This is a genomic window from Microvirga massiliensis, assembly GCF_001006805.1.
Classification (GTDB): Bacteria; Pseudomonadota; Alphaproteobacteria; order Rhizobiales; family Beijerinckiaceae; genus Microvirga; species Microvirga massiliensis.
On record NZ_LN811352.1, the window covers coordinates 61,803 to 80,346 of the forward strand.

Annotated in this window: 16 protein-coding genes, 2 tRNA genes and 1 pseudogene; 15 read left to right on the top strand and 4 right to left on the bottom strand. The window is 63.3% G+C overall.

Features of this window, described 5'->3' with window-relative positions; translation table 11 throughout:
• A pseudogene (locus BN1233_RS09235) lies at positions 1–179 on the top strand (amino acid ABC transporter ATP-binding protein); the annotation flags it as partial.
• Positions 180–241: 62 nt separating this feature from the next.
• On the opposite strand, the gene sseA reads toward BN1233_RS09235, so the two are convergent.
• The 3 genes from sseA to BN1233_RS09250 all read right to left on the bottom strand — a co-directional run bounded on the left by sseA (position 242) and on the right by BN1233_RS09250 (position 2,101).
• The gene (gene sseA, locus BN1233_RS09240; RefSeq protein WP_046863308.1) at positions 242–1,111 is read right to left on the bottom strand and encodes a 3-mercaptopyruvate sulfurtransferase; all 870 of its coding nucleotides are present in this window, start codon (positions 1,109–1,111) and stop codon (positions 242–244) included.
• Positions 1,112–1,118: 7 nt separating this feature from the next.
• Entirely contained in the window at positions 1,119–1,826 is a 708-nt protein-coding gene (locus BN1233_RS09245) for an alanyl-tRNA editing protein (RefSeq protein WP_046863309.1), read from the bottom strand.
• A gap of 199 nt (positions 1,827–2,025) precedes the next feature.
• Positions 2,026–2,101 (bottom strand) — tRNA-Asn (locus BN1233_RS09250).
• Between the two features lie 160 nt (positions 2,102–2,261).
• On the opposite strand from BN1233_RS09250, the gene BN1233_RS09255 reads away from it, so the two are divergent.
• The 10 genes from BN1233_RS09255 (at position 2,262) to BN1233_RS09300 (ending at position 12,743) form a co-directional block, all read left to right on the top strand.
• Positions 2,262–2,335 (top strand) — tRNA-Cys (locus BN1233_RS09255).
• A 43-nt stretch (positions 2,336–2,378) separates the two neighbouring features.
• Positions 2,379–3,038: a protein-L-isoaspartate O-methyltransferase family protein gene (locus tag BN1233_RS09260; RefSeq protein ID WP_046863848.1), complete on the top strand. Its 660-nt coding sequence runs from the start codon at positions 2,379–2,381 to the stop codon at positions 3,036–3,038.
• Positions 3,039–3,289: 251 nt separating this feature from the next.
• Positions 3,290–4,642, top strand: coding sequence for a TolC family outer membrane protein (locus BN1233_RS09265; protein WP_082145413.1), 1,353 nt, complete (start codon positions 3,290–3,292; stop codon positions 4,640–4,642).
• Between the two features lie 155 nt (positions 4,643–4,797).
• Positions 4,798–5,310, top strand: coding sequence for a DUF2497 domain-containing protein (locus BN1233_RS09270; RefSeq protein ID WP_046863310.1), 513 nt, complete (start codon positions 4,798–4,800; stop codon positions 5,308–5,310).
• 168 nt (positions 5,311–5,478) lie between these two features.
• The gene (locus BN1233_RS09275) at positions 5,479–8,187 is read left to right on the top strand and encodes a valine--tRNA ligase (RefSeq protein WP_046863311.1); all 2,709 of its coding nucleotides are present in this window, start codon (positions 5,479–5,481) and stop codon (positions 8,185–8,187) included.
• 126 nt (positions 8,188–8,313) lie between these two features.
• Complete coding sequence (locus BN1233_RS09280) at positions 8,314–10,275, top strand: acetyl/propionyl/methylcrotonyl-CoA carboxylase subunit alpha (protein WP_046863312.1); 1,962 nt, start codon at positions 8,314–8,316, stop codon at positions 10,273–10,275.
• A 73-nt stretch (positions 10,276–10,348) separates the two neighbouring features.
• Positions 10,349–10,786, top strand: a complete 438-nt coding sequence (locus BN1233_RS09285) for a DUF1489 family protein (RefSeq protein ID WP_046863313.1) — start codon at positions 10,349–10,351, stop codon at positions 10,784–10,786.
• Positions 10,787–10,959: 173 nt separating this feature from the next.
• On the top strand, positions 10,960–11,247 hold the full coding sequence (locus BN1233_RS09290) for a hypothetical protein (protein ID WP_244470654.1): 288 nt from the start codon (positions 10,960–10,962) through the stop codon (positions 11,245–11,247).
• A gap of 96 nt (positions 11,248–11,343) precedes the next feature.
• A complete protein-coding gene (locus BN1233_RS09295; RefSeq protein WP_046863315.1) occupies positions 11,344–12,048 on the top strand; it encodes a vWA domain-containing protein in 705 nt (234 codons plus the stop codon).
• A complete protein-coding gene (locus BN1233_RS09300; protein WP_046863316.1) occupies positions 12,045–12,743 on the top strand; it encodes a DnaJ domain-containing protein in 699 nt (232 codons plus the stop codon). The genes BN1233_RS09295 and BN1233_RS09300 overlap by 4 nt, the downstream gene beginning before the upstream one ends.
• Before the next feature lie 172 nt (positions 12,744–12,915).
• Here the strand turns inward: BN1233_RS09300 and BN1233_RS09305 are convergent, their stop codons facing one another.
• Positions 12,916–14,439 carry a serine hydrolase gene (locus BN1233_RS09305; RefSeq protein ID WP_082145330.1) on the bottom strand — a complete coding sequence of 508 codons (1,524 nt, stop codon included), beginning with the start codon at positions 14,437–14,439 and terminating at the stop codon, positions 12,916–12,918.
• 258 nt (positions 14,440–14,697) lie between these two features.
• On the opposite strand from BN1233_RS09305, the gene BN1233_RS09310 reads away from it, so the two are divergent.
• The 4 genes from BN1233_RS09310 (at position 14,698) to BN1233_RS09325 (ending at position 18,539) form a co-directional block, all read left to right on the top strand.
• Positions 14,698–15,033, top strand: coding sequence for a phasin family protein (locus BN1233_RS09310; protein WP_046863317.1), 336 nt, complete (start codon positions 14,698–14,700; stop codon positions 15,031–15,033).
• A 271-nt stretch (positions 15,034–15,304) separates the two neighbouring features.
• Positions 15,305–15,694, top strand: a complete 390-nt coding sequence (gene clpS / locus BN1233_RS09315) for an ATP-dependent Clp protease adapter ClpS (protein WP_046863318.1) — start codon at positions 15,305–15,307, stop codon at positions 15,692–15,694.
• Between the two features lie 119 nt (positions 15,695–15,813).
• Positions 15,814–18,288, top strand: a complete 2,475-nt coding sequence (gene clpA, locus BN1233_RS09320) for an ATP-dependent Clp protease ATP-binding subunit ClpA (protein ID WP_046863319.1) — start codon at positions 15,814–15,816, stop codon at positions 18,286–18,288.
• Positions 18,285–18,539, top strand: a complete 255-nt coding sequence (locus tag BN1233_RS09325) for a hypothetical protein (protein ID WP_046863320.1) — start codon at positions 18,285–18,287, stop codon at positions 18,537–18,539. The genes clpA and BN1233_RS09325 overlap by 4 nt, the downstream gene beginning before the upstream one ends.
• Positions 18,540–18,544: the final 5 nt, after the last annotated feature.

The following is an 18,544-nucleotide window of genomic DNA, read 5'->3' on the forward strand; positions in this document are numbered from 1 at the left end:
CCGAGGAGGGCATGACCATGCTGTGCGTCACGCACGAGATGGGCTTTGCCCGTCAGGTCGCAGACCGGGTGATCTTCATGGATTACGGCCAGATCGTCGAGATGAACACGCCAAAGGAGTTCTTCACGAACCCTCAGCACGAGCGCACCCGACTCTTTCTCAGCCAAATCCTGCACTGAGCCGTCTCGCGGCGGGATCTTGGTCCCGCCGGCAAGCAGCGCGTCCGGCCTCGGATCTGCCCTTATGCTTGTTTCAAGGGCGCTCCGGTTGCGACCGGAAGATCTTTGCGCGAACCCCATTCCGCCCACGAACCGTCGTAAAGCGCTTGCGCAGGCCGGCCGAGCATCTCGAGCGCAACGGTCAGGATGGCCGCTGAGACGCCGGACCCGCACGATGTGATCACCGGCCGTTCGAGATCGAGGCCGGCCCGGCGCATCGTCTCTTCGAGATCGGACCGAGTTTTCAGGCGCCCGGCGGCGACGAGTTCGCTGGAGGGCAGATTCAGGCTTCCGGGCATATGGCCGGCTCGGACGCCTGGGCGGGGCTCGGGCGCCTCGCCGCGAAAGCGGCCGGCAGGACGAGCATCGACGACCTGTGCCGATCCTGTCTCGAGGGCACGCCGGACGGAAGCCAGGTCGGCGATGGCCGAATGGTCGAGCCGTGCCGTGAAGGTGCGGGGAGCGCGAGGGGCTGGTGATCCCTCTTCGATGGGCCGCCCTTCGGCGCGCCAAACCGGGAGCCCGCCATCGAGGATGACCACGTCGCGCGCACCAAAAGTGCGGAAGGTCCACCACACGCGTGGCGCGGCAAAGAGTCCGGCGCCATCATAGACGACGATTCGCATCCCATCGCCGATTCCGAGCGCACCGACCGCCGCGGCGAACCGGTTCGGCGAGGGCAGCATGTGCGGGAGCGGTGAACTCTCGTCCCGGACCGCATCGAGGTCGAACCGGATCGCTCCTGGAATATGGCCCTCGAGGTACTCCGCCGCAGGATCGCGGTTCATCGCCGGAAGATACCAGGAGCCGTCCACAACCACGATGTCCGGGGCCCCGAGGCGCTGGTTCAGCCACTCGCCCGAAACGAAGGGGCTATCTTGTCGGCTGTCCATCACATCCTCACACCAGCTTGATTCGGACGCGGCGGTTCTGCCGCCCCTTCTTCTCGATATCGGTCACGGTGACGACGCCGATCTCGCCGGTACTTCTGACATGGGTCCCGCCGCAGGGCTGCAGATCGATTCCCTCGATCTCGACGAGACGCACCCGGCCGGCACCCCGTGGAGGCTTCACCGCCATCGTCTTCACCAGGCCCGGATTGGCGTCGAGTTCCTCATCCGTGATCCACCGTTCCCGGACCGGAGCGTCCCGCTCCACCAGCTCCATGAGCCTCCGGGTCAGCTCCTCCCGGTCTAGTCCCCCTTCAGGAATATCGAAGTCGAGGCGGCCTTCGCCCTGGCCGATCGAGCCACCCGTGACCGGGAACGGGAGCACGACACTGAGGAGGTGGAGGGCGGTGTGGATCCGCATAAAGGCGAGGCGCCTCTCCCAATCGAGCTCGAGGCGGATCTGGTCGCCGGGGGCCGGCAGGGCCTCGCTGGAAGCGAAAAGGTGCAGAATTCGTGTGCGGTCCGGGGCATAGACCGTATTGGCGATGGCATTCCGTGCGCCGCCGGGCCCCTCTGCGAATCCGGCATCCCCAGGCTGGCCACCGCCCTGCGGATAGAAGACGGTGCGGTCGAGGACGACTCCATTGTCCAGATGTTCGAGCACCTGCGCCGTGCACGAGGTGAGATACGCGTCATTACGGAAAAGAAGTTCGGTCATGTCGCTCCCGCGGGTTGGCGGGCACCTTAGTGCCATTGCTGCCGACACGGAACCTCTCGGCGGTCCGGCACGCATCGAACAGCTTGAGACGAGCAACCAGCTTCGTGTGTCGGATCGAGCCTGAAATGGCTCCGGCCACGACGACCCACGCTTCATAAGCGAAAAGGCCGGGCTGCTTGTGCAGCCCGGCCTTCCGAATTGGCTCCGCGAGCAGGACTCGAACCTGCGACCCAGCGGTTAACAGCCGCTTGCTCTACCGACTGAGCTATCGCGGATCAGGGTGGGTGCCATATATCACCGAAAGATCGGGTTGCAACCCCTTTTCCAGCCCTTTTCCAGCGGCAAGAAATTGCGTCGCGCAAATACCGTGAAGCGGTTGCCCTGCGTGGCGCCGCTCTGCTATTGAGCGATTGTCGCAGAGCGGCAACGCCCAACGGCCTCGTGGCGGAGTGGTTACGCAGAGGACTGCAAATCCTTGTACGGGGGTTCGATTCCCTCCGAGGCCTCCAACTCTTTCTCATGCGCTCCTCGTTATCCACAGAGGCACTTTCCATGGTCGATTTCGCGCAGGCGCGCCGCACGATGGTCGATAGCCAGCTGCGGACGTTCGACGTGAACGATCTGCCGCTGCTTGCCGCGATGGACACCGTTTCGCGCGAGCGCTTCGTTCTGCCGGGCTGGGAAGATCTCGCCTATTCGGATCAGGATATTCCTCTCGGGTCCGGGGCTCGCGCCCGGATGATGCTCTCACCGATGGTGCTCGGGCGTCTCATCCAAGCTCTCGAGATCGGGGAGGGCACACGGGTCCTCGATGTGGCCTGCGGCCTAGGCTACTCCAGCGCCGTCATGGCTCAACTCGGCGGCACGGTCGTAGCCCTGGACGAGGACGAGGCGCTGACTGCGGCCGCGAAGGAGCGGCTTTCGTCTCTATCTCCGTCGGTCAGGGTCCAGACGGGGCCGCTCGCTCATGGCGATGCCGAGCACGGCCCCTACGATGCCATCCTGGTGAATGGCTCGGTCGAGACGAGGCCCGAGAGCCTGTTTGCTCAGCTTGCCGATCGGGGCCGGCTGGCTTGCGTGGTCGGGCAGGGCCCGATAGGCCGCGCGACACTGTTCATCCGGGCCGGGGAGGCCATCGGATCCCGCATCCTTTTCGATGCGGCCGCGCCGACTCTCGAAGCCTTCCGGTCAGAGCCCGGCTTCGTCTTCTGAAGTTCGCCCCTGCGCGGGGGGTGGGGCGGGTGTAGCTTTTTTGCGGCACTCGACCAAGAACCGCCCATCAAGCGTTGCTGCCGGGTTGTCGCCTCCAAGCTAATCGGTATGTTCCAGAGAGGGCTCCGGCGCTCCGGTTCTGGCGTGTCGGATAATCATAACGCTGGCAGGTTTTGGTGGGCTCAATCAAGGTGATCGCACTGGCGAGAATTCACCGGACGATCCGTGTCGCCGTGAGCGCCGGAGCGATCATGGCGGTGTTGCCGGCCTCTGCGGAGACGCTCGAGAGCGCTCTCGCAAGAGCCTACGGCGCCAATCCAGCCCTCAACGCCCAGCGGGCGAGCGTGCGCGCAACGGACGAGAATGTCGCTCGCGCCAAATCGGGTTATCGGCCGCGCATCAATGCGACCGCTGATGCTGGGGCTTTGTTCGAGGAATTTGAATCGCCAGCGCGCCCTGTCCTTGGTGGCGTGAATCCTAATAGCACGACGGTCACGCGCACAGCTCCGAGGGGAGTTGGTGTCCAGGTCGATCAGACTCTGTTCAACGGGTTCCAGACGAGCAATTCCGTCAGGCAGGCCGAATCCTCTGTCATGAGTGCGCGGGAGACTTTGCGCAACAACGAGCAGAATACGCTGTTCAATGCCGTCACGGCCTACATGAACGTTCTGCGGGATACGGCCATTCTCAATCTTCAGAGGAACAACGTCGAGGTCATCGACGAGCAGTTGCGGCAAACCCGGGATCGATTCGAGGTCGGTGAGGTTACTCGAACTGACGTCGCGCAGGCGGAATCGCGTCTGGCTTTGGCAAGATCGCAGGCCAGCCTCGCCGAGGCAAACCTTCGGACGAGCATCGCCACCTACCGGCAGGTCATTGGGGTCGAGCCACGCCAGCTCGCACCGGGGCGGCCGGTTGACCGGCTGCTTCCTCGCACTCTCGAGGCGGCCTTGCAGATCGGGCTGAAGGAGCACCCGGCCATTCACGCAGCTCTCCATGGGGTCGATGTAGCGGAGTTGCAGGTTCGGATCACGGAGGGAGAACTCGCTCCGCAGCTCGGGCTTACCGGGACGTTCGCTCGGCGCTACGACTCGCAGATTCCCGGCGACGAGCGGACAGCTGCCTCCGTTGTCGCTCGATTGACCGTGCCGATCTACCAGGGTGGCGACGTCCATGCCCGGACGCGGCAGGACAAGGAAACTGTCGGCCAAAGGCGCCTCGAGGCCGATTCGGTCAGGGACCAAGTTCGGGCCGCCGTGATCTCCTCCTGGGGGCAGCTCGAAGCTGCCCGTGCGCAGATAATTGCAGCTCAGGCCCAGGTTGACGCCAGCGAGACCGCTTTGAATGGCGTGCGGGAAGAGGCACGCGTCGGGCAGCGGACGACGCTCGATGTCCTGAACGCGCAGCAGGAGTTGCTCAACGCCCGGGTGAATCTCATCACGGCCCAGCGCGACCGGGTCGTCGCGTCTTATGCCGTGGTGCAGTCGACCGGACGCCTCTCGTCGCGCAGCATCGGCCTGAATGTCGAACAATACAGCCCGAAGCTTCACTACGACCAAGTCAAGGATCTCTGGTTCGGACTGACGACGCCGGAAGGCAAGTAAAGAAACCCGTGCATGGCCACCGGCAGCGCTCCGCTCAGCTTGCCTCCGCCGCGACCCGTGAACTACTCCTACGACATCGAGAGACTGCAATTCCGGGTTCCGGGGCCGGCGTGGTGAGCATGAGTTCAGCGAGTGCGAAGATTCAGGAACCGTCCATGGAGGAGATTTTAGCCTCCATCCGGCGGATCATCGCCGACGATCAGGATAGCGGACGCACCGACAAGCCGGCAGAGCTGGATGGGCCATCCCAGGACGCGAGCGACGTGCTGGACTTGGCCGAGCTCGATGCCGCAGCTGGCTCCCACGGGGCGGACCTCGATCTCCCGGAGCAGGATGTTTCGTTCCGCGTCGATGACGCCGGTATCGGCGCACCCAAGGCGGATATCGCCCCCCCGCCGGAGGCTCCGGCCAAGCAGGATTTCGGATCGGGGCTGTTGTCGCCGGCCGTCGACAGCACGGTGTCGCAGGCATTCGGGCTCCTATCCTCGACCATCTCGAACCAAAGCTTCTCCTCGACGCTCCTGAGCTCCAATCCGCGGACCCTGGAAGATCTCGTGGGCGACCTCCTTCGCCCGCTGCTCAAGGCTTGGCTCGACGAGCACCTCCCGCCTCTCGTCGAGCGCCTCGTCAGATCGGAGATCGAACGAGTGGCGCGCGGCGGGCGCTGACGCCGCCATTCGGCCCGCTTCCGCACGACCGCGCCCCCGACGCCGCCGGACGTCGAGAGGTCCCTGCGGGACATCGAGACTCGCGCGTCCGAGTTGACTTGCCGCGATCAGTTCGATTTTTAGCCCGCACGACTGCCGGCCCGGACCGGCTCAACCGCGGTTTTACCCATGATGGACAAGAGCTTCGACCCTGCCGCCGTGGAGGCGCGCATTGCAGCCCGCTGGGACGAGGCGCAGGCTTTCAAGGCGGGGCGCGAGGACCGGAAGAACGCCAAGCCCTATTCGATCGTCATCCCGCCGCCGAATATCACTGGCTCGCTCCACATGGGGCACGCGCTCAACAACACGCTGCAGGACATCCTCTGCCGGTTCGAGCGCATGCGAGGGCGCGACGTCCTCTGGCAGCCGGGCACGGATCACGCCGGCATCGCCACGCAGATGGTCGTCGAGAGGAAGCTCGCTGTGCAACAGATCGACCGGCGAAGCCTCGGGCGCGAGGAGTTCGTCCGCCGTGTCTGGGAATGGAAAGCCGAGTCCGGAGGCAACATCCAGCGCCAGCTAAGGCGCCTCGGCGCATCCTGTGACTGGTCCCGCGAACGGTTCACCATGGACGAAGGGCTTTCGCGAGCCGTTCTGAAGGTGTTCGTCGACCTCCATGCCGAGGGCCTGATTTACAGGGACAAGCGGCTCGTCAACTGGGATCCCAAGTTCCAGACGGCCATTTCCGATCTCGAGGTGCAGCAGATCGAACTGAAGGGACACCTCTGGCACATTCGCTATCCCATCGCGGGCTCCGCCGATCGCACCATCACCGTTGCGACCACGCGGCCCGAAACGATGCTGGGCGACATTGCCGTTGCGGTGCATCCGGACGACGAGCGCTATCGCGATCTCATCGGGCGCCACGCGATTCTGCCGCTCGTCGGACGCCGGATCCCGATCGTCGCCGACACTTACTCCGACCCGGAGAAGGGTACCGGCGCCGTGAAGATTACGCCGGCCCACGACTTCAATGACTTCGAGGTCGGGCGGCGCCATAATCTCCCGCTGATCAATGTCCTGGGTCGGGAGGGCGAGATCCTGGTGGCCGGAAACGAGGCATTCCTCGCGGATGTCCCGCCTTCGGAAATTCTCGACGGCGTGCTCGCCCTCCACGGCAGCGATCGTTTCGATGCGCGCAAGAAGGTCGTCGAAATGCTCGAGGCGCAGGGAGCGCTCGCCGAGATCGAGCCGCACACGCATGCGGTGCCGCATGGCGATCGTTCTGGCGCGGTGATCGAGCCCTATCTCACCGACCAGTGGTACGTGAACGTCAAGCCACTGGCCGAGCGCGCCCTCGCTGCCGTCAGAGGTGGCAAGACCCGCTTCGTACCGGAGAATTGGGAGAAGACCTATTTCCAGTGGCTCGAGAATATCGAGCCCTGGTGCATTTCCCGTCAGCTCTGGTGGGGGCACCAGATTCCCGCCTGGTATGACGAAAGTGGGAATGTCTTCGTCGCCACCAGTGAGGATGATGCGCACCGGCAGGCCCGGGAAAAGCATGGGCACGACGTCAAGCTGGTCCGCGACGAGGATGTGCTCGACACCTGGTTCTCCTCTGCTCTGTGGCCGTTCTCGACCTTGGGCTGGCCCGAGCAAACCCCGGAACTCGCGCGCTACTATCCAACCAACACGCTCGTCACCGGCTTCGACATCATCTTCTTTTGGGTTGCCCGCATGATGATGATGGGCATCCATTTCATGAAGGAGGTCCCGTTCGACACGGTCTACATCCATGCGCTCGTCCGGGACGAGAAGGGCGCGAAGATGTCCAAGTCGAAAGGCAACGTCATCGACCCGCTCGATCTCATCGATCATTACGGCGCCGATGCGCTGCGGATGACTCTTGCAGCGATGGCTGCACAGGGCCGTGACATCAAGTTGTCGGTGCAGCGGGTCGAAGGATACCGGAACTTCGCGACCAAGATCTGGAATGCTGCCCGCTTTGCGGAGATGAACGGCTGCCGGCGCGTGCAAGCTTTCGATCCTGCATCGGCCCAGGAAACCCTGAATCGCTGGGCTCTCGGTGAATGCGCGCGAGCCGTCGCCGAGGTTACGGCCGGAATCGAGACATACCGGTTCAACGAAGCGGCGCTTGCGGCCTACCGCTTCGTCTGGAACGTGTTCTGCGACTGGATGCTCGAACTCGCCAAGCCTATTCTCCAGGGGCCGGACAGCGCTGCCAAGGACGAGACACGAGCCGTCATTGCTTTCATCCTCGACGAGATCTGCAAGCTCCTCCATCCATTCATGCCCTTCCTGACCGAGGAACTCTGGGCGATTACGGGTGAAGAGGGGCCTGCGCGCACGAGCGTTCTCGCCCTGGCGCCCTGGACCGAGACGACCGGAGCGATCGAAGAAGCCGCCGAGGCGGAGATCGGGTGGGTGGTCGACCTCGTGACGGAGATTCGCTCGGCCCGGTCGGAGACCAACGTACCGGCCGGGGCACAGATTCCGCTCGTTCTCCTGTCGCCATCGAACGAGGTCCGTGAACGGCTGGAGCGCAACGATGAGACGATCCGGCGGCTCGCCCGCCTTTCGGAGATCACCATTGCCGCTGCGCCTCCGCCTTACGCCGTGCAATTGATCGTGCGCGGTGAGGTCGCGGCTCTCCCGCTCGCCGGAGTTGTCGACCTCGCGGCAGAGCGTGTTCGCCTCAACAAGGAGAGCGCCAAGCTCGAAGGCGAGATCGCAAAGATCGATGCGAAACTCGGCAATGCCGATTTCCTGAATCGCGCGCCCGAGGAAGTCATCGACGAACAGCGCGAGCGGCGCGAGAATGCCTTGTCACGTCGAACGAAGATCACGGAAGCGCTCACCCGTCTGAGTGGCGTCTAGAGGCTGCCATGGGCCTTGGCTCATCGATCGCGACCAGGCAGATTGTTAGGCTCGTCTGAGCGCGAGCCAAAGGATTTCAACGGCTTGGGTGCAGACGGATAAGTTGCGCTAGGGAGAGAACAGGCGATGCTCGGGTCCGTTCTGATTGCGAATCGCGGCGAGATCGCCTGCCGGATCATCAAGACCGCGCGCCGGCTGGGCTTGCGGACAATCGCGGTCTACTCCGAGGCCGATGCACGCTCCTTTTTCGTCAGGTTGGCGGATGAGGCGCATCTGATCGGTCCGGCTCCTGCGCAGCAGAGCTATCTCCGGATCGACACGATTATCGACGTGGCCCGGCGGACCGGAGCCGAGTGCATTCACCCCGGGTATGGCTTCCTCTCGGAGCGAGCCGAGTTTGCCGAGGCATGCGCAGCGAACGGAATCGTCTTCGTTGGGCCACCGCCGGCGGCGATACGGGCGATGGGCTTGAAGGATGCCGCCAAGGCCCTTGTGCAGAAGGCCGGTGTGCCAGTCGTCCCAGGATACCACGGAATGCGCCAGGAGCCGGATTTCCTGCGGCAGAAGGCCTATGAAATCGGGTATCCGGTTCTCATTAAGGCGGTCGCCGGCGGTGGCGGCAAAGGCATGAAGCGCGTCGACCGCGTTGCCGAATTCGAGGCGGCTTTGGCAAGCGCGCAGCGCGAGGCCACTGGCGCGTTCGGCGACCCGCGCGTTCTCGTCGAGAAATACATTCTCGCCCCCCGGCATATCGAGATCCAGGTCTTCGCCGACAGTCATGGCCATATCGTGCACCTGTTCGAGCGCGACTGCTCCCTGCAGCGGCGGCACCAGAAGGTCATCGAAGAGGCCCCTGCGCCGGGGATGACGGAGGAGATGCGGCGCGCCATGGGGGCTGCGGCTGTCGAAGCTGCGCGCGCGGTTGGTTATGTCGGAGCTGGAACGGTCGAGTTCATCGTAGACGCTCGTGAGGGCCTGCGTCCCGATCGCTTCTACTTCATGGAAATGAACACGCGGCTGCAGGTCGAGCATCCTGTAACGGAAGCAATCACCAGTCTTGACCTGGTGGAACTGCAACTTCGCGTCGCCTCGGGCGAGGCCCTGCCGTTCAGCCAGGATGATCTTCGGATCGACGGCCATGCCGTGGAGGCGCGTGTCTACGCGGAGGATCCCGAGCGCGAGTTTTTACCATCGACCGGGAAACTTTGGGCTCTGAGGCTGCCGAGCGGGGAGGGAATCCGTGTCGACACCGGCGTCGAGGCGGGAGGAGAGGTCACGCCGTTCTACGACCCGATGATTGCAAAGATCATCGCGCGTGGAAGCGATCGTGGTGAGGCGCTTCAACGACTCGCGCGTGCGCTCGGCGATACGATCGTGGCTGGACCGAAAAGCAATGTCGGGTTTCTGAAGAGGCTCTGCCAGGAAGAGGAATTTGCCCGCGGTGTCTTCGATACGGGCTACATCGACCAGAATCTTGCCAAGCTCGGAGCAGTGCCTCAGCCGCCATCGCCGAATGCGATCCGCACAGGCGCTCTGCATCTCCTGAAAAGGAATATGGAGAAGCTCCGTTCATCATTGCCATCCGACGCGGCGAGAGACCCGTGGAACGCCAATGACGCTTTCCAGCTCGTAGGCCAGCGTCACTTTTCACTCCCGGTTGTCACTGACGGTGAGGCAGCAACGCTGATCGTCGAGTGGCATGACGAACAGCCTCTCGTGCAGGGTTCGAATGCAACGGATCCGGATCGGAATCAGGTGATCCCGGCGGACGGTGCAGTTCTCGTGCTCGACCAGGGACGTCAGACGCGCGTCGCCCTGTACGATCCGTTCGACGTGGATCTCGAACATCTCGATGAGGGTGGGACCGTCCGCGCGCCAATGCACGGAAAGCTCGTGGCGCAGTTTGTCTCGGTGGGGGATCGGGTCGCGAAAGGGCAACGGCTCGCCATCATGGAGGCCATGAAAATGGAGCACGCTCTCGTTGCCCCCGTTGCGGGTGATATAGTCGAGGTCTCCGCAGTCGCTGGAGCGCAGGTCGAGGAGGGGGCCCGGCTGTTTACGATCCAAGCCGAGGGCGAACCGGCCTAGCAGGCCGCGTGGTATTTTAGCCGCGTCGGTTCGTGCCGTTTACGATCCATCAATATCGTGCTTCTCCTCAATCATGACCCTCCATCTGCTGAAGCTCTGTGTCGGCTGTGAGTCGATCAGCGATCTCAAGGATTGGATTGAGGAGAACCGGCTCCATCATCACCGGATGGGTCGCGTTTACGAACAGACGCACACGACACGAATGTTACCGAGGAAGTGTGCGGATCTCCTGGATGGTGGATCGCTCTACTGGGTGATCAAGGGCCAGGTTAGCTGCCGGCAGCCACTCCTCGACATCCGACCATTTACCGACGCTGGCGGAATCGGGCGGTGTCACCTCGTGCTCGATTCGGCAGTGATCCCGGTCGAGCCTCGTCCCTGCCGGCCGTTCCAGGGTTGGCGCTATCTCCAGCCGTCCGATGCCCCCCGAGACCTAAATTCGGAGCATGACGGACTTGCACAAATGCCCGAAGCACTCCGTCGCGAGCTTGCGGAGCTGGGCCTTCTCTGATCGTCAAGCGTTACCGACTCTGTCCCTGCGCTGAGGTAAGCGGAACCGGGTGGCTCGGGTACGCATTGGCTCGATGTATCAGTTGAGTGGAGGTGGCGATGCTCCTGGCAGCATCCGAGGGTCGGCACTGGCGTTACGAGGTATGCGAACATTCAGACGGATACCTCGTTCAGATGCGCGATCTGGAAACCGGCACCCTTGACGAGGATTTCTCAACCATCTTTCGCACGATGCCGGTGGCGTTCGCTTATGCTGAACTTTCAGCCGCTCTCGAGCGCCGAGCCTCAGCTGAACTCGAAGCCAGCGACAGCGCCGAAATCGAGAACGAGTCCGATATCGTTGCCAGTGAAAGAGCATTTGTCTCGCTGAGCCATCGGCTCGGCGATTTGGGTGTAAACGGTATTTCAGCCAAGGCGTGGGAGCGCGAGCGAGAAAGCCTTCCTGTACGCCGGCTCCACTGATCGAAAAAAGCCGTCCGCGGTCGGGGCACCTTCCGGCAGTCCTGACAGGCGTTTACATCTTTGATCCAAGGGCCCACATCTGCCCTTGGAGAGAGAATGTCGCGCAAGACGGATGTCACCGCGACCGGGCAATCCGGCGCGATCGATCGCTTCCTGGAGGACGCCAAGCGCGTTGCGGTCTCTGATGCCGCGGCGCGGCTCATCTTTGCCCTCGACGCGACGATGAGCCGCCAGCCGACGTGGGATCTCGCAACCCATCTCCAAGCCGCCATGTTCGACGCGGTCGGTGAGGTTGGCGGCCTCACGATCCAACTCGTCTACTTCCGCGGTTTCGGCGAGTGCCGCGCCTCGCGGTGGGTGGCGGACGGGCGCGCCCTGCGCGACCTCATGTGCCGTATCCGGTGCCAAGGCGGCAAAACTCAGATAGGCCGGGTCCTGCGCCATGTGCGCAGCGCAGCCGAATCAGGGCCACTGCGGGTCATGGTGTTCGTGGGCGACGCCATGGAGGAGTCCATCGACGAGCTCTGCGCGGTTGCCGGGGAACTCGGTATCCTGGGCGTCAAGGCTTTCATGTTCCAGGAGGGGCCTGATCGTAGGGCGGAGCTGGCGTTTCGGGAAATCGCTCGAATCACGGGGGGCGCCTATGAGCGGTTCGACCACAAGGCGCCTGAGCGCCTCGTCGGACTGCTGCGTGCCGCGGCAACCTATGCGAGCCAGGGCACGGACGGTCTGATCCGGCTCGCCGCCCGCGAACCGGAGGCAAGGGCGCTTCTCACGTCGCTCCGTGGAGCGTCCTCATGAGCCTGATGTACGGTATCGCCGCGGTTCTCGCACTGTGGTGGCTCAGCACCGTGTTTGCCCGCGCGGACGTCCGTGCCGTGGCTAAAGCGGGAAAGATGATTGCTGGCATCCTCAGCCTAGGCGCGGCTGTCCTTCTGGGTGCGAGGGGCCGGATCGACATGGCCCTCCTCCTGGGGGGAATTGGGGCATCCCTCCTGGGCTGGAGCAGGATGCGATTGCCGGGAGGAGGTTCGAGAATGCCGGGCATCTCGCGAGTCCGCTCGGCTCTGATCGAGATGGAGTTGGATCACGGTACGGGTGCGATGGATGGAACCGTACTGGCGGGCCAGCATGCCGGAAAGCGCCTGAATCAGCTCGACAAGAGCGGAATCATCAGCCTCGTCGAGGAATGCCGAGCGACGGATCCCGATGGTCTCCGCTTGCTAGAGGCTTATCTCGACCGCCGGTTTGCCGGCTGGCGTGAACACGCTCAAAGCGATGGCGACGCGCGGACGGGAGCGGGCACGCAAGCGGGCGCAATGACCGATCAGGAGGCCTATCAGATCCTGGGACTTGAGCCGGGCGCGGGCGCCGATGACATCAGGCGCGCTCACCGGACGCTGATGAAGAAATTGCATCCCGACCAGGGCGGGACGACGTATCTCGCGGCTCGCGTAAACGAGGCCAAGGAGATCTTGCTGAGCCGGCATCGCTGATACTCCACGCGCGACACGGACAACCTGAGGACAAGGAGCGATCCGAAGGAGGCCGCTCCCGGCGCAGATCCCGGAGAGTGAAAAACGGCTCTCCGACGGGCTCGTGCTGAGCGACAAGCCAAAATGCGGGATCCACCTGATCGAGATTGATCCCGCACTGGCCGGAGAAGCCTCAGCTCCGGGTTGCGAAGCAGGCAAACCCACTCCGTTTCAGAGCCTTGCAGGCCTTCTGTGCCTCGTCCGCCCCTTCAAAGCCGGAGAAGCGAGCGCGGAAGAGCGTTGTCCCGGACTTGGACACCTTCTCCGTGAAGGGCTCGACACCCGTGAGGGCACGCCCCAGTCGCGAACGTGCGGATTCCAGGATGGCTTTGGCCTTGTCCTCGTCATCCGTCGCGCCGAGCTGAATGACCCAGCCCGACGGAGTGGCGCGAGGGGCCTCACGCTTCGCCTGCGGGGCAGCGGGGGAAGGCGGAGCAGGAGGGGGAGGGGCCGGCAGCCTGTCGTCGAATTTGCCGGTCGAACCGACCGGGCGTGTCGCGGGCTCCGAATCCTCTACCGCTGCATACGCGTGAGCCGAGAGAGGCAGCGGCTGCGCACCGGCCTTCCACCGCAGGGGTTTAGATACCGGCGTGGTCGTGGAGGTCGCACCCGCGGCCGACGCAACCACGGGCCGGAGCGAGTTGAGATCGAGCGGCTTGCGCGGCTCGGCCGCAGCCCTGGACGGAGACGTTGCGGCCGTGGTCTCGACGTTCAGGTCACGGCGCGACGCGGCATCAGCCACAGCGACCGGACGAGGGCCCTCACCGACGAGAGGCGCCGTACGAGCACCCGCATAGGCCTTCGGCAGATTGGACTCGACCAGGGACGCCATGATCCGATCCCGGCTCGGGCCAGAGCGCCCTCCTAGCACGACGGCGACGATATGTCGGGTTTCGGTGCGGGCGTTCGTCATCAGGTTGAAGCCGGAGGCCCGGGTGAAACCCGTCTTGATGCCATCCACGCCTTCGACTCGTCCCAGGAGCTTGTTGTGATTGGCGTAACGCGCTCCCCCGAATTCAAATACCCGGGTCTGGAAATACGAGTAGTATTTGGGGAACCGGTCCTGGATCGCCCGCGCGAGGGTGGTCAGGTCGCGCGCAGTCGTGACCTGCTCCGGGTTGGGGAGACCTGATGCGTTGCGGAATGTGGTCCGGCTCATCCCGAGGGAGCGGGCGCGGCGAGTCATCTGCTCGGCGAACGCGTCCTCGGATACCGCTAGGTTCTCGGCGATTACAACCGCTGCGTCATTTGCGGACTTCGTGACGAGCGCTTTGATGACGTCCTCGACAGCGATGGACGAACCCGCCCGCAACCCGAGCTTTGAAGGCGCTTGAGCTGCCGCGTTCGCGGAAACCTGGAGCCGGCTGTCGAGCGAGAGCTTTCCACGCTCCAACTGCTCGAACAAAAGGTACAGCGTCATAACCTTAGTGACCGAGGCCGGGTGCCGCAGGGCATCCTCGTTTTCCGCATGGAGGACCCGCCCCGTCTTGGCGTCCACGACCATAGCCGCGTAGGGTGGATTGTATCCGCCGCCGGCAGCTTTCTTGCGCCTGGCGGCCTCGGCTGGACTGGGGAGTGCAACTGCAACAGTTGCGAAAATTCCGCAAATGGCGCTGATGGCGAGAGTTCTACGTCCCGAAACACAGCCGAGATTCATTACGCAACCGTCCCTGATGCAACATTCTCGGATGGCGCCGGCGCTCTGCTCCCAAGCGTGGCCGGCGCAACACATGGGCTGACGCTAGGAGTTTGCGGTTACGAGTCGGTTAAGGCCTGGCTCCCGGCACGCGAGATCGGGTTATGTTGCACTGCACAAATTTCTTGACAGATTTTGTGCAGTGCACCTATAAGGCGTGGTCTGTCGATTTTCGGCGGGGATTCAATCAGGAGCGGCGGTGCGACCGCCGAGCAAGCCATGATTCAGCAGTTCGACCAGTTCCAGAAATTCGGCCAGGATAACATGGACGCGGCCATGAAGACCTTCGGGGCCGTCACGAAGGGTGCGCAGACCATCGCCGTCGAGGCGGCCGAGTACGCCCGGAAGAGTTTCGAGCAGGGCACGGCGACCGTCGAGAAGCTCGTTGGCGCGAAGACCCTCGACAAGGCTGTCGAAATCCAGACGGAATTCCTGAAGAACTCCTATGAGGGCTTCGTTGCCCAGACGACAAAGATGGGCGAGCTCTATGCCGCCGTCGCCAAGGATGCTTTCAGGCCCTTCGAGACGATCGTCACCAAGGCCCCTGCGAAGTAAGCCGCTTCGTCCAAAGTTGTGTTGCGTCCGAGGCGCCGGCGACCAGCCGGCGCCTTTTTTCGTTCTGGCGATCCCTTCACAAACCCTTGCCGATCCGGTGTTGCGACGTTCCGCCCTTCCTCCCGTCCACCGGCCCGCGACGCCGTGAACATGGACGCTTGATCTGGAAGCCCACCTGGGCAGACTATACATTCAGTTTGGGTGGCGGGCTCGCATCGGTGCATTCCGGAGCGGGACTGCATAAGGTCCGGACGGGGTTTATCGATACGACATGGTGCCGACGATTGATGGCCGCTGGCTTTGCTCGGTGACAGCCGCTTTGCATGCCGCCGGGACGGGGTCGGCCGGTGGCGATGATGACGGCCGTGCCGGCACAGCGATCATCGCGAAGACTAAGCCTCGGACGAAACGACCGAACCTTTACCGCGTTCTCCTGCTGAACGACGACTACACCCCCATGGAGTTCGTCGTTCATGTCCTGGAGCGCTTCTTCAACAAGAACCGTGAAGATGCGACGCGCATCATGTTGCACGTGCACCAGAACGGCGTCGGGGAGTGCGGCGTATTTACCTACGAGGTGGCCGAGACCAAGGTCACGCAAGTTATGGACTTCGCCCGGAAGCACCAGCACCCGCTGCAGTGCGTGATGGAGAAGAAGTAGGCATCGGCAGAGGTCCCGGGACGCGGAATTCGGGCTCTTGGGAACTTTGCGCTAATATTAAAGATCGGGATGCGGTCCTGCTGCGGATCGCGTCCGGACCCTGGAAGGACACCGAACCCTTGCCGAGTTTCTCTCGCAGTCTAGAACAAGCTCTTCACCGTGCTCTCGCCCTGGCAGGGGAGCGGCGGCATGAATACGCGACCCTGGAGCATCTTCTGCTCGCCCTGGTCGACGATCAGGATGCGGCTGCGGTCATGCGGGCCTGCAACGTCGATCTCGACGTCCTGCGTCGGAACCTGGTCGAGTACGTCGATACCGAACTTGCCAATCTCGTTGCCGACGGGCGCCAGGATTCCAAGCCGACCGCTGGCTTTCAGCGCGTAATCCAGCGAGCGGTGATCCATGTCCAGTCATCCGGACGGGAGGAGGTGACCGGAGCCAACGTGCTCGTGGCGATCTTCGCCGAGCGCGAGAGCCACGCCGCGTATTTCCTGCAGGAACAGGACATGACCCGTTACGACGCGGTCAATTACATCAGTCACGGAATCGCGAAGCGGCCCGGCCTCTCGGAGAGTAGGCCTCCTCGTGGTTCCGAGGAAGAGTCGAACGAGCGTCCGACCGGCGACGACAACGAAGGTCGCCCGAAGAAAAAGGGCGATGCACTAGAGGCTTACTGCATAAACCTCAACAAGAAGGCTAAGGACGGCAAGATCGACCCGCTGATTGGGCGTGAGGCCGAGGTCGAGCGTACGATCCAGGTCCTGTGCCGCCGGCAAAAGAACAATCCTCTCCTGGTTGGGGACCCGGGCGTCGGGAAAACCGCGATCGCGGAGGGATTGGCCCGGAAGATCGTGCAGAACGAAGTTCCGGAAGTGCTCGCCAACGCGACGGTGTTTGCGCTCGACATGGGCACTCTGCTCGCCGGGACGCGCTACCGTGGAGATTTCGAGGAACGGCTGAAGCAGGTCATCAAGGAGATCGAGGCCCACCCGAAAGCCATCATGTTCATCGACGAGATCCATACGGTGATCGGCGCCGGTGCGACTTCCGGCGGCGCCATGGACGCGTCGAACCTGCTGAAGCCGGCTCTGGCTCAGGGCACCCTGCGCTGCATCGGGTCTACGACCTACAAGGAGTACCGGCAGTATTTCGAGAAGGATCGGGCTCTCGTCCGGCGCTTCCAGAAGATCGACGTGAACGAGCCATCGGTGCCCGACACGATCGAGATCATCAAAGGTCTCAAGCCCTATTTCGAGGAGTTCCACAAGCTCCGCTACACGAACGATGCCGTGAAGGCCGCCGTGGAATTGTCGGCTCGCTATATCCACGACCGCAAGCTCCCGGACAAGGCGATCGACGTCATCGACGAGACCGGCGCATCGCAGATGCTCGTGCCGGAAGGCCGCCGCAAGAAGACGATCGGCGTGAAGGAGATCGAGGCGACGGTCGCGACGATGGCTCGCATCCCGCCCAAGACCGTCTCCAAGGACGACGCCGAGGTGCTGTCGAATCTCCAGTCGACGCTCAAACGTGTCGTCTACGGGCAAGACAAGGCGATCGAAGCCCTCACGGCCGCGATCAAGCTCTCCCGGGCCGGCCTGCGTGATGCGGAAAAGCCGATCGGATCATACCTCTTTGCGGGCCCGACAGGCGTCGGAAAGACCGAGGTCGCGAAGCAACTCGCGGCGAGCCTCGGAGTCGAGCTGCTTCGCTTCGACATGTCAGAATACATGGAGCGCCATACGGTCAGCCGCTTGATTGGTGCCCCTCCGGGCTATGTCGGCTTCGACCAGGGAGGCCTTCTGACCGACGGCGTCGATCAGCATCCGCATTGCGTGCTCCTTCTCGACGAAATCGAGAAGGCCCATCCGGATCTGTTCAACATTCTGTTGCAGATCATGGACCATGGGAAACTGACCGACCACAACGGCAAGCAGGTCGACTTCCGGAACGTGATCATCATCATGACCACGAACGCTGGAGCCGCAGACCTCGTCCGCCCGGCATTCGGGTTCACCAGGGCCAAGCGCGAAGGGGACGATACTGAGGCGATCAACCGCCTGTTTGCTCCGGAGTTCCGGAACCGCCTCGATGCGGTGATCTCCTTCGGCCATCTCCCGAAGGAGGTGGTGCAGCAGGTCGTCGACAAGTTTGTGCTGCAGCTCGAAGCGCAGCTCGCGGACCGCAACGTCACGATCGAGCTCACGGACGAGGCACGGGAATGGCTTGTTGAGCACGGCTACGACGAGGCCATGGGTGCCCGGCCAATGGCCCGCCTCATCCAGACCACCATCAAGACGCCCTTGGCCGACGACGTTCTGTTCGGACGCCTCAAGGCGGGTGGTGCTGTGCGTGTGATTGTGCAGACCGATGAGGCCGGCACGAAGACGCTCGGCTTCGAATACCCGGAAGGGCCGATCGTCCCGAAGCAGGAAAAGGACGTGAGTGAGGTCGCCCGCAAGCGGTCCCGCCCGAAAGCGAACCGCTACGGGAAATCCCGCAAGTCCGTGAAGCCGACGAAACCGAAAGGACCCGGCGGGTCCGGCGGAGGGGGCGTCCGAACGGTTCCCAAGGTTCCGTTGGTGCGTGCATGAGCCTCGAAATTCAAGAACTTGCGCCGCAGGCTACCAAGCAGCCTGCGGCAAGCTCGACACGCCGCAGCCGGCGCGAGGAGCGCTGGGCGCGTCGCCGTCGCCGGATGTGGTTCGAAGAGGCGATAGGCTGGGTTCTCGTGCCGCTCATCCTTCTAGGATGCTATTGGATGCTCGATACGGGGCTCAACGCCCTCGGCACATCCATTCCGGCAGTGGTGGCCGGGCTCCGCGAGATTGCGTCGGCCTTCTGAGGCCG

Bases quoted from the DNA above. Each gene is read 5' to 3' on its own strand.
- clpS (WP_046863318.1), top strand. From the start codon at position 15,305: ATGGTGCCGACGATTGATGGCCGCTGGCTTTGCTCGGTGACAGCCGCT.
- BN1233_RS09245 (WP_046863309.1), bottom strand. From the start codon at position 1,826: ATGACCGAACTTCTTTTCCGTAATGACGCGTATCTCACCTCGTGCACG.
- BN1233_RS09275 (WP_046863311.1), top strand. From the start codon at position 5,479: ATGATGGACAAGAGCTTCGACCCTGCCGCCGTGGAGGCGCGCATTGCA.
- BN1233_RS09305 (WP_082145330.1), bottom strand. From the start codon at position 14,439: ATGAATCTCGGCTGTGTTTCGGGACGTAGAACTCTCGCCATCAGCGCC.
- BN1233_RS09265 (WP_082145413.1), top strand. From the start codon at position 3,290: ATGGCGGTGTTGCCGGCCTCTGCGGAGACGCTCGAGAGCGCTCTCGCA.
- BN1233_RS09295 (WP_046863315.1), top strand. From the start codon at position 11,344: ATGTCGCGCAAGACGGATGTCACCGCGACCGGGCAATCCGGCGCGATC.
- BN1233_RS09300 (WP_046863316.1), top strand. From the start codon at position 12,045: ATGAGCCTGATGTACGGTATCGCCGCGGTTCTCGCACTGTGGTGGCTC.
- BN1233_RS09310 (WP_046863317.1), top strand. From the start codon at position 14,698: ATGATTCAGCAGTTCGACCAGTTCCAGAAATTCGGCCAGGATAACATG.
- BN1233_RS09280 (WP_046863312.1), top strand. From the start codon at position 8,314: ATGCTCGGGTCCGTTCTGATTGCGAATCGCGGCGAGATCGCCTGCCGG.
- BN1233_RS09325 (WP_046863320.1), top strand. From the start codon at position 18,285: ATGAGCCTCGAAATTCAAGAACTTGCGCCGCAGGCTACCAAGCAGCCT.
- sseA (WP_046863308.1), bottom strand. From the start codon at position 1,111: ATGGACAGCCGACAAGATAGCCCCTTCGTTTCGGGCGAGTGGCTGAAC.
- BN1233_RS09260 (WP_046863848.1), top strand. From the start codon at position 2,379: ATGGTCGATTTCGCGCAGGCGCGCCGCACGATGGTCGATAGCCAGCTG.
- BN1233_RS09290 (WP_244470654.1), top strand. From the start codon at position 10,960: ATGCGCGATCTGGAAACCGGCACCCTTGACGAGGATTTCTCAACCATC.
- BN1233_RS09270 (WP_046863310.1), top strand. From the start codon at position 4,798: ATGGAGGAGATTTTAGCCTCCATCCGGCGGATCATCGCCGACGATCAG.
- BN1233_RS09285 (WP_046863313.1), top strand. From the start codon at position 10,349: ATGACCCTCCATCTGCTGAAGCTCTGTGTCGGCTGTGAGTCGATCAGC.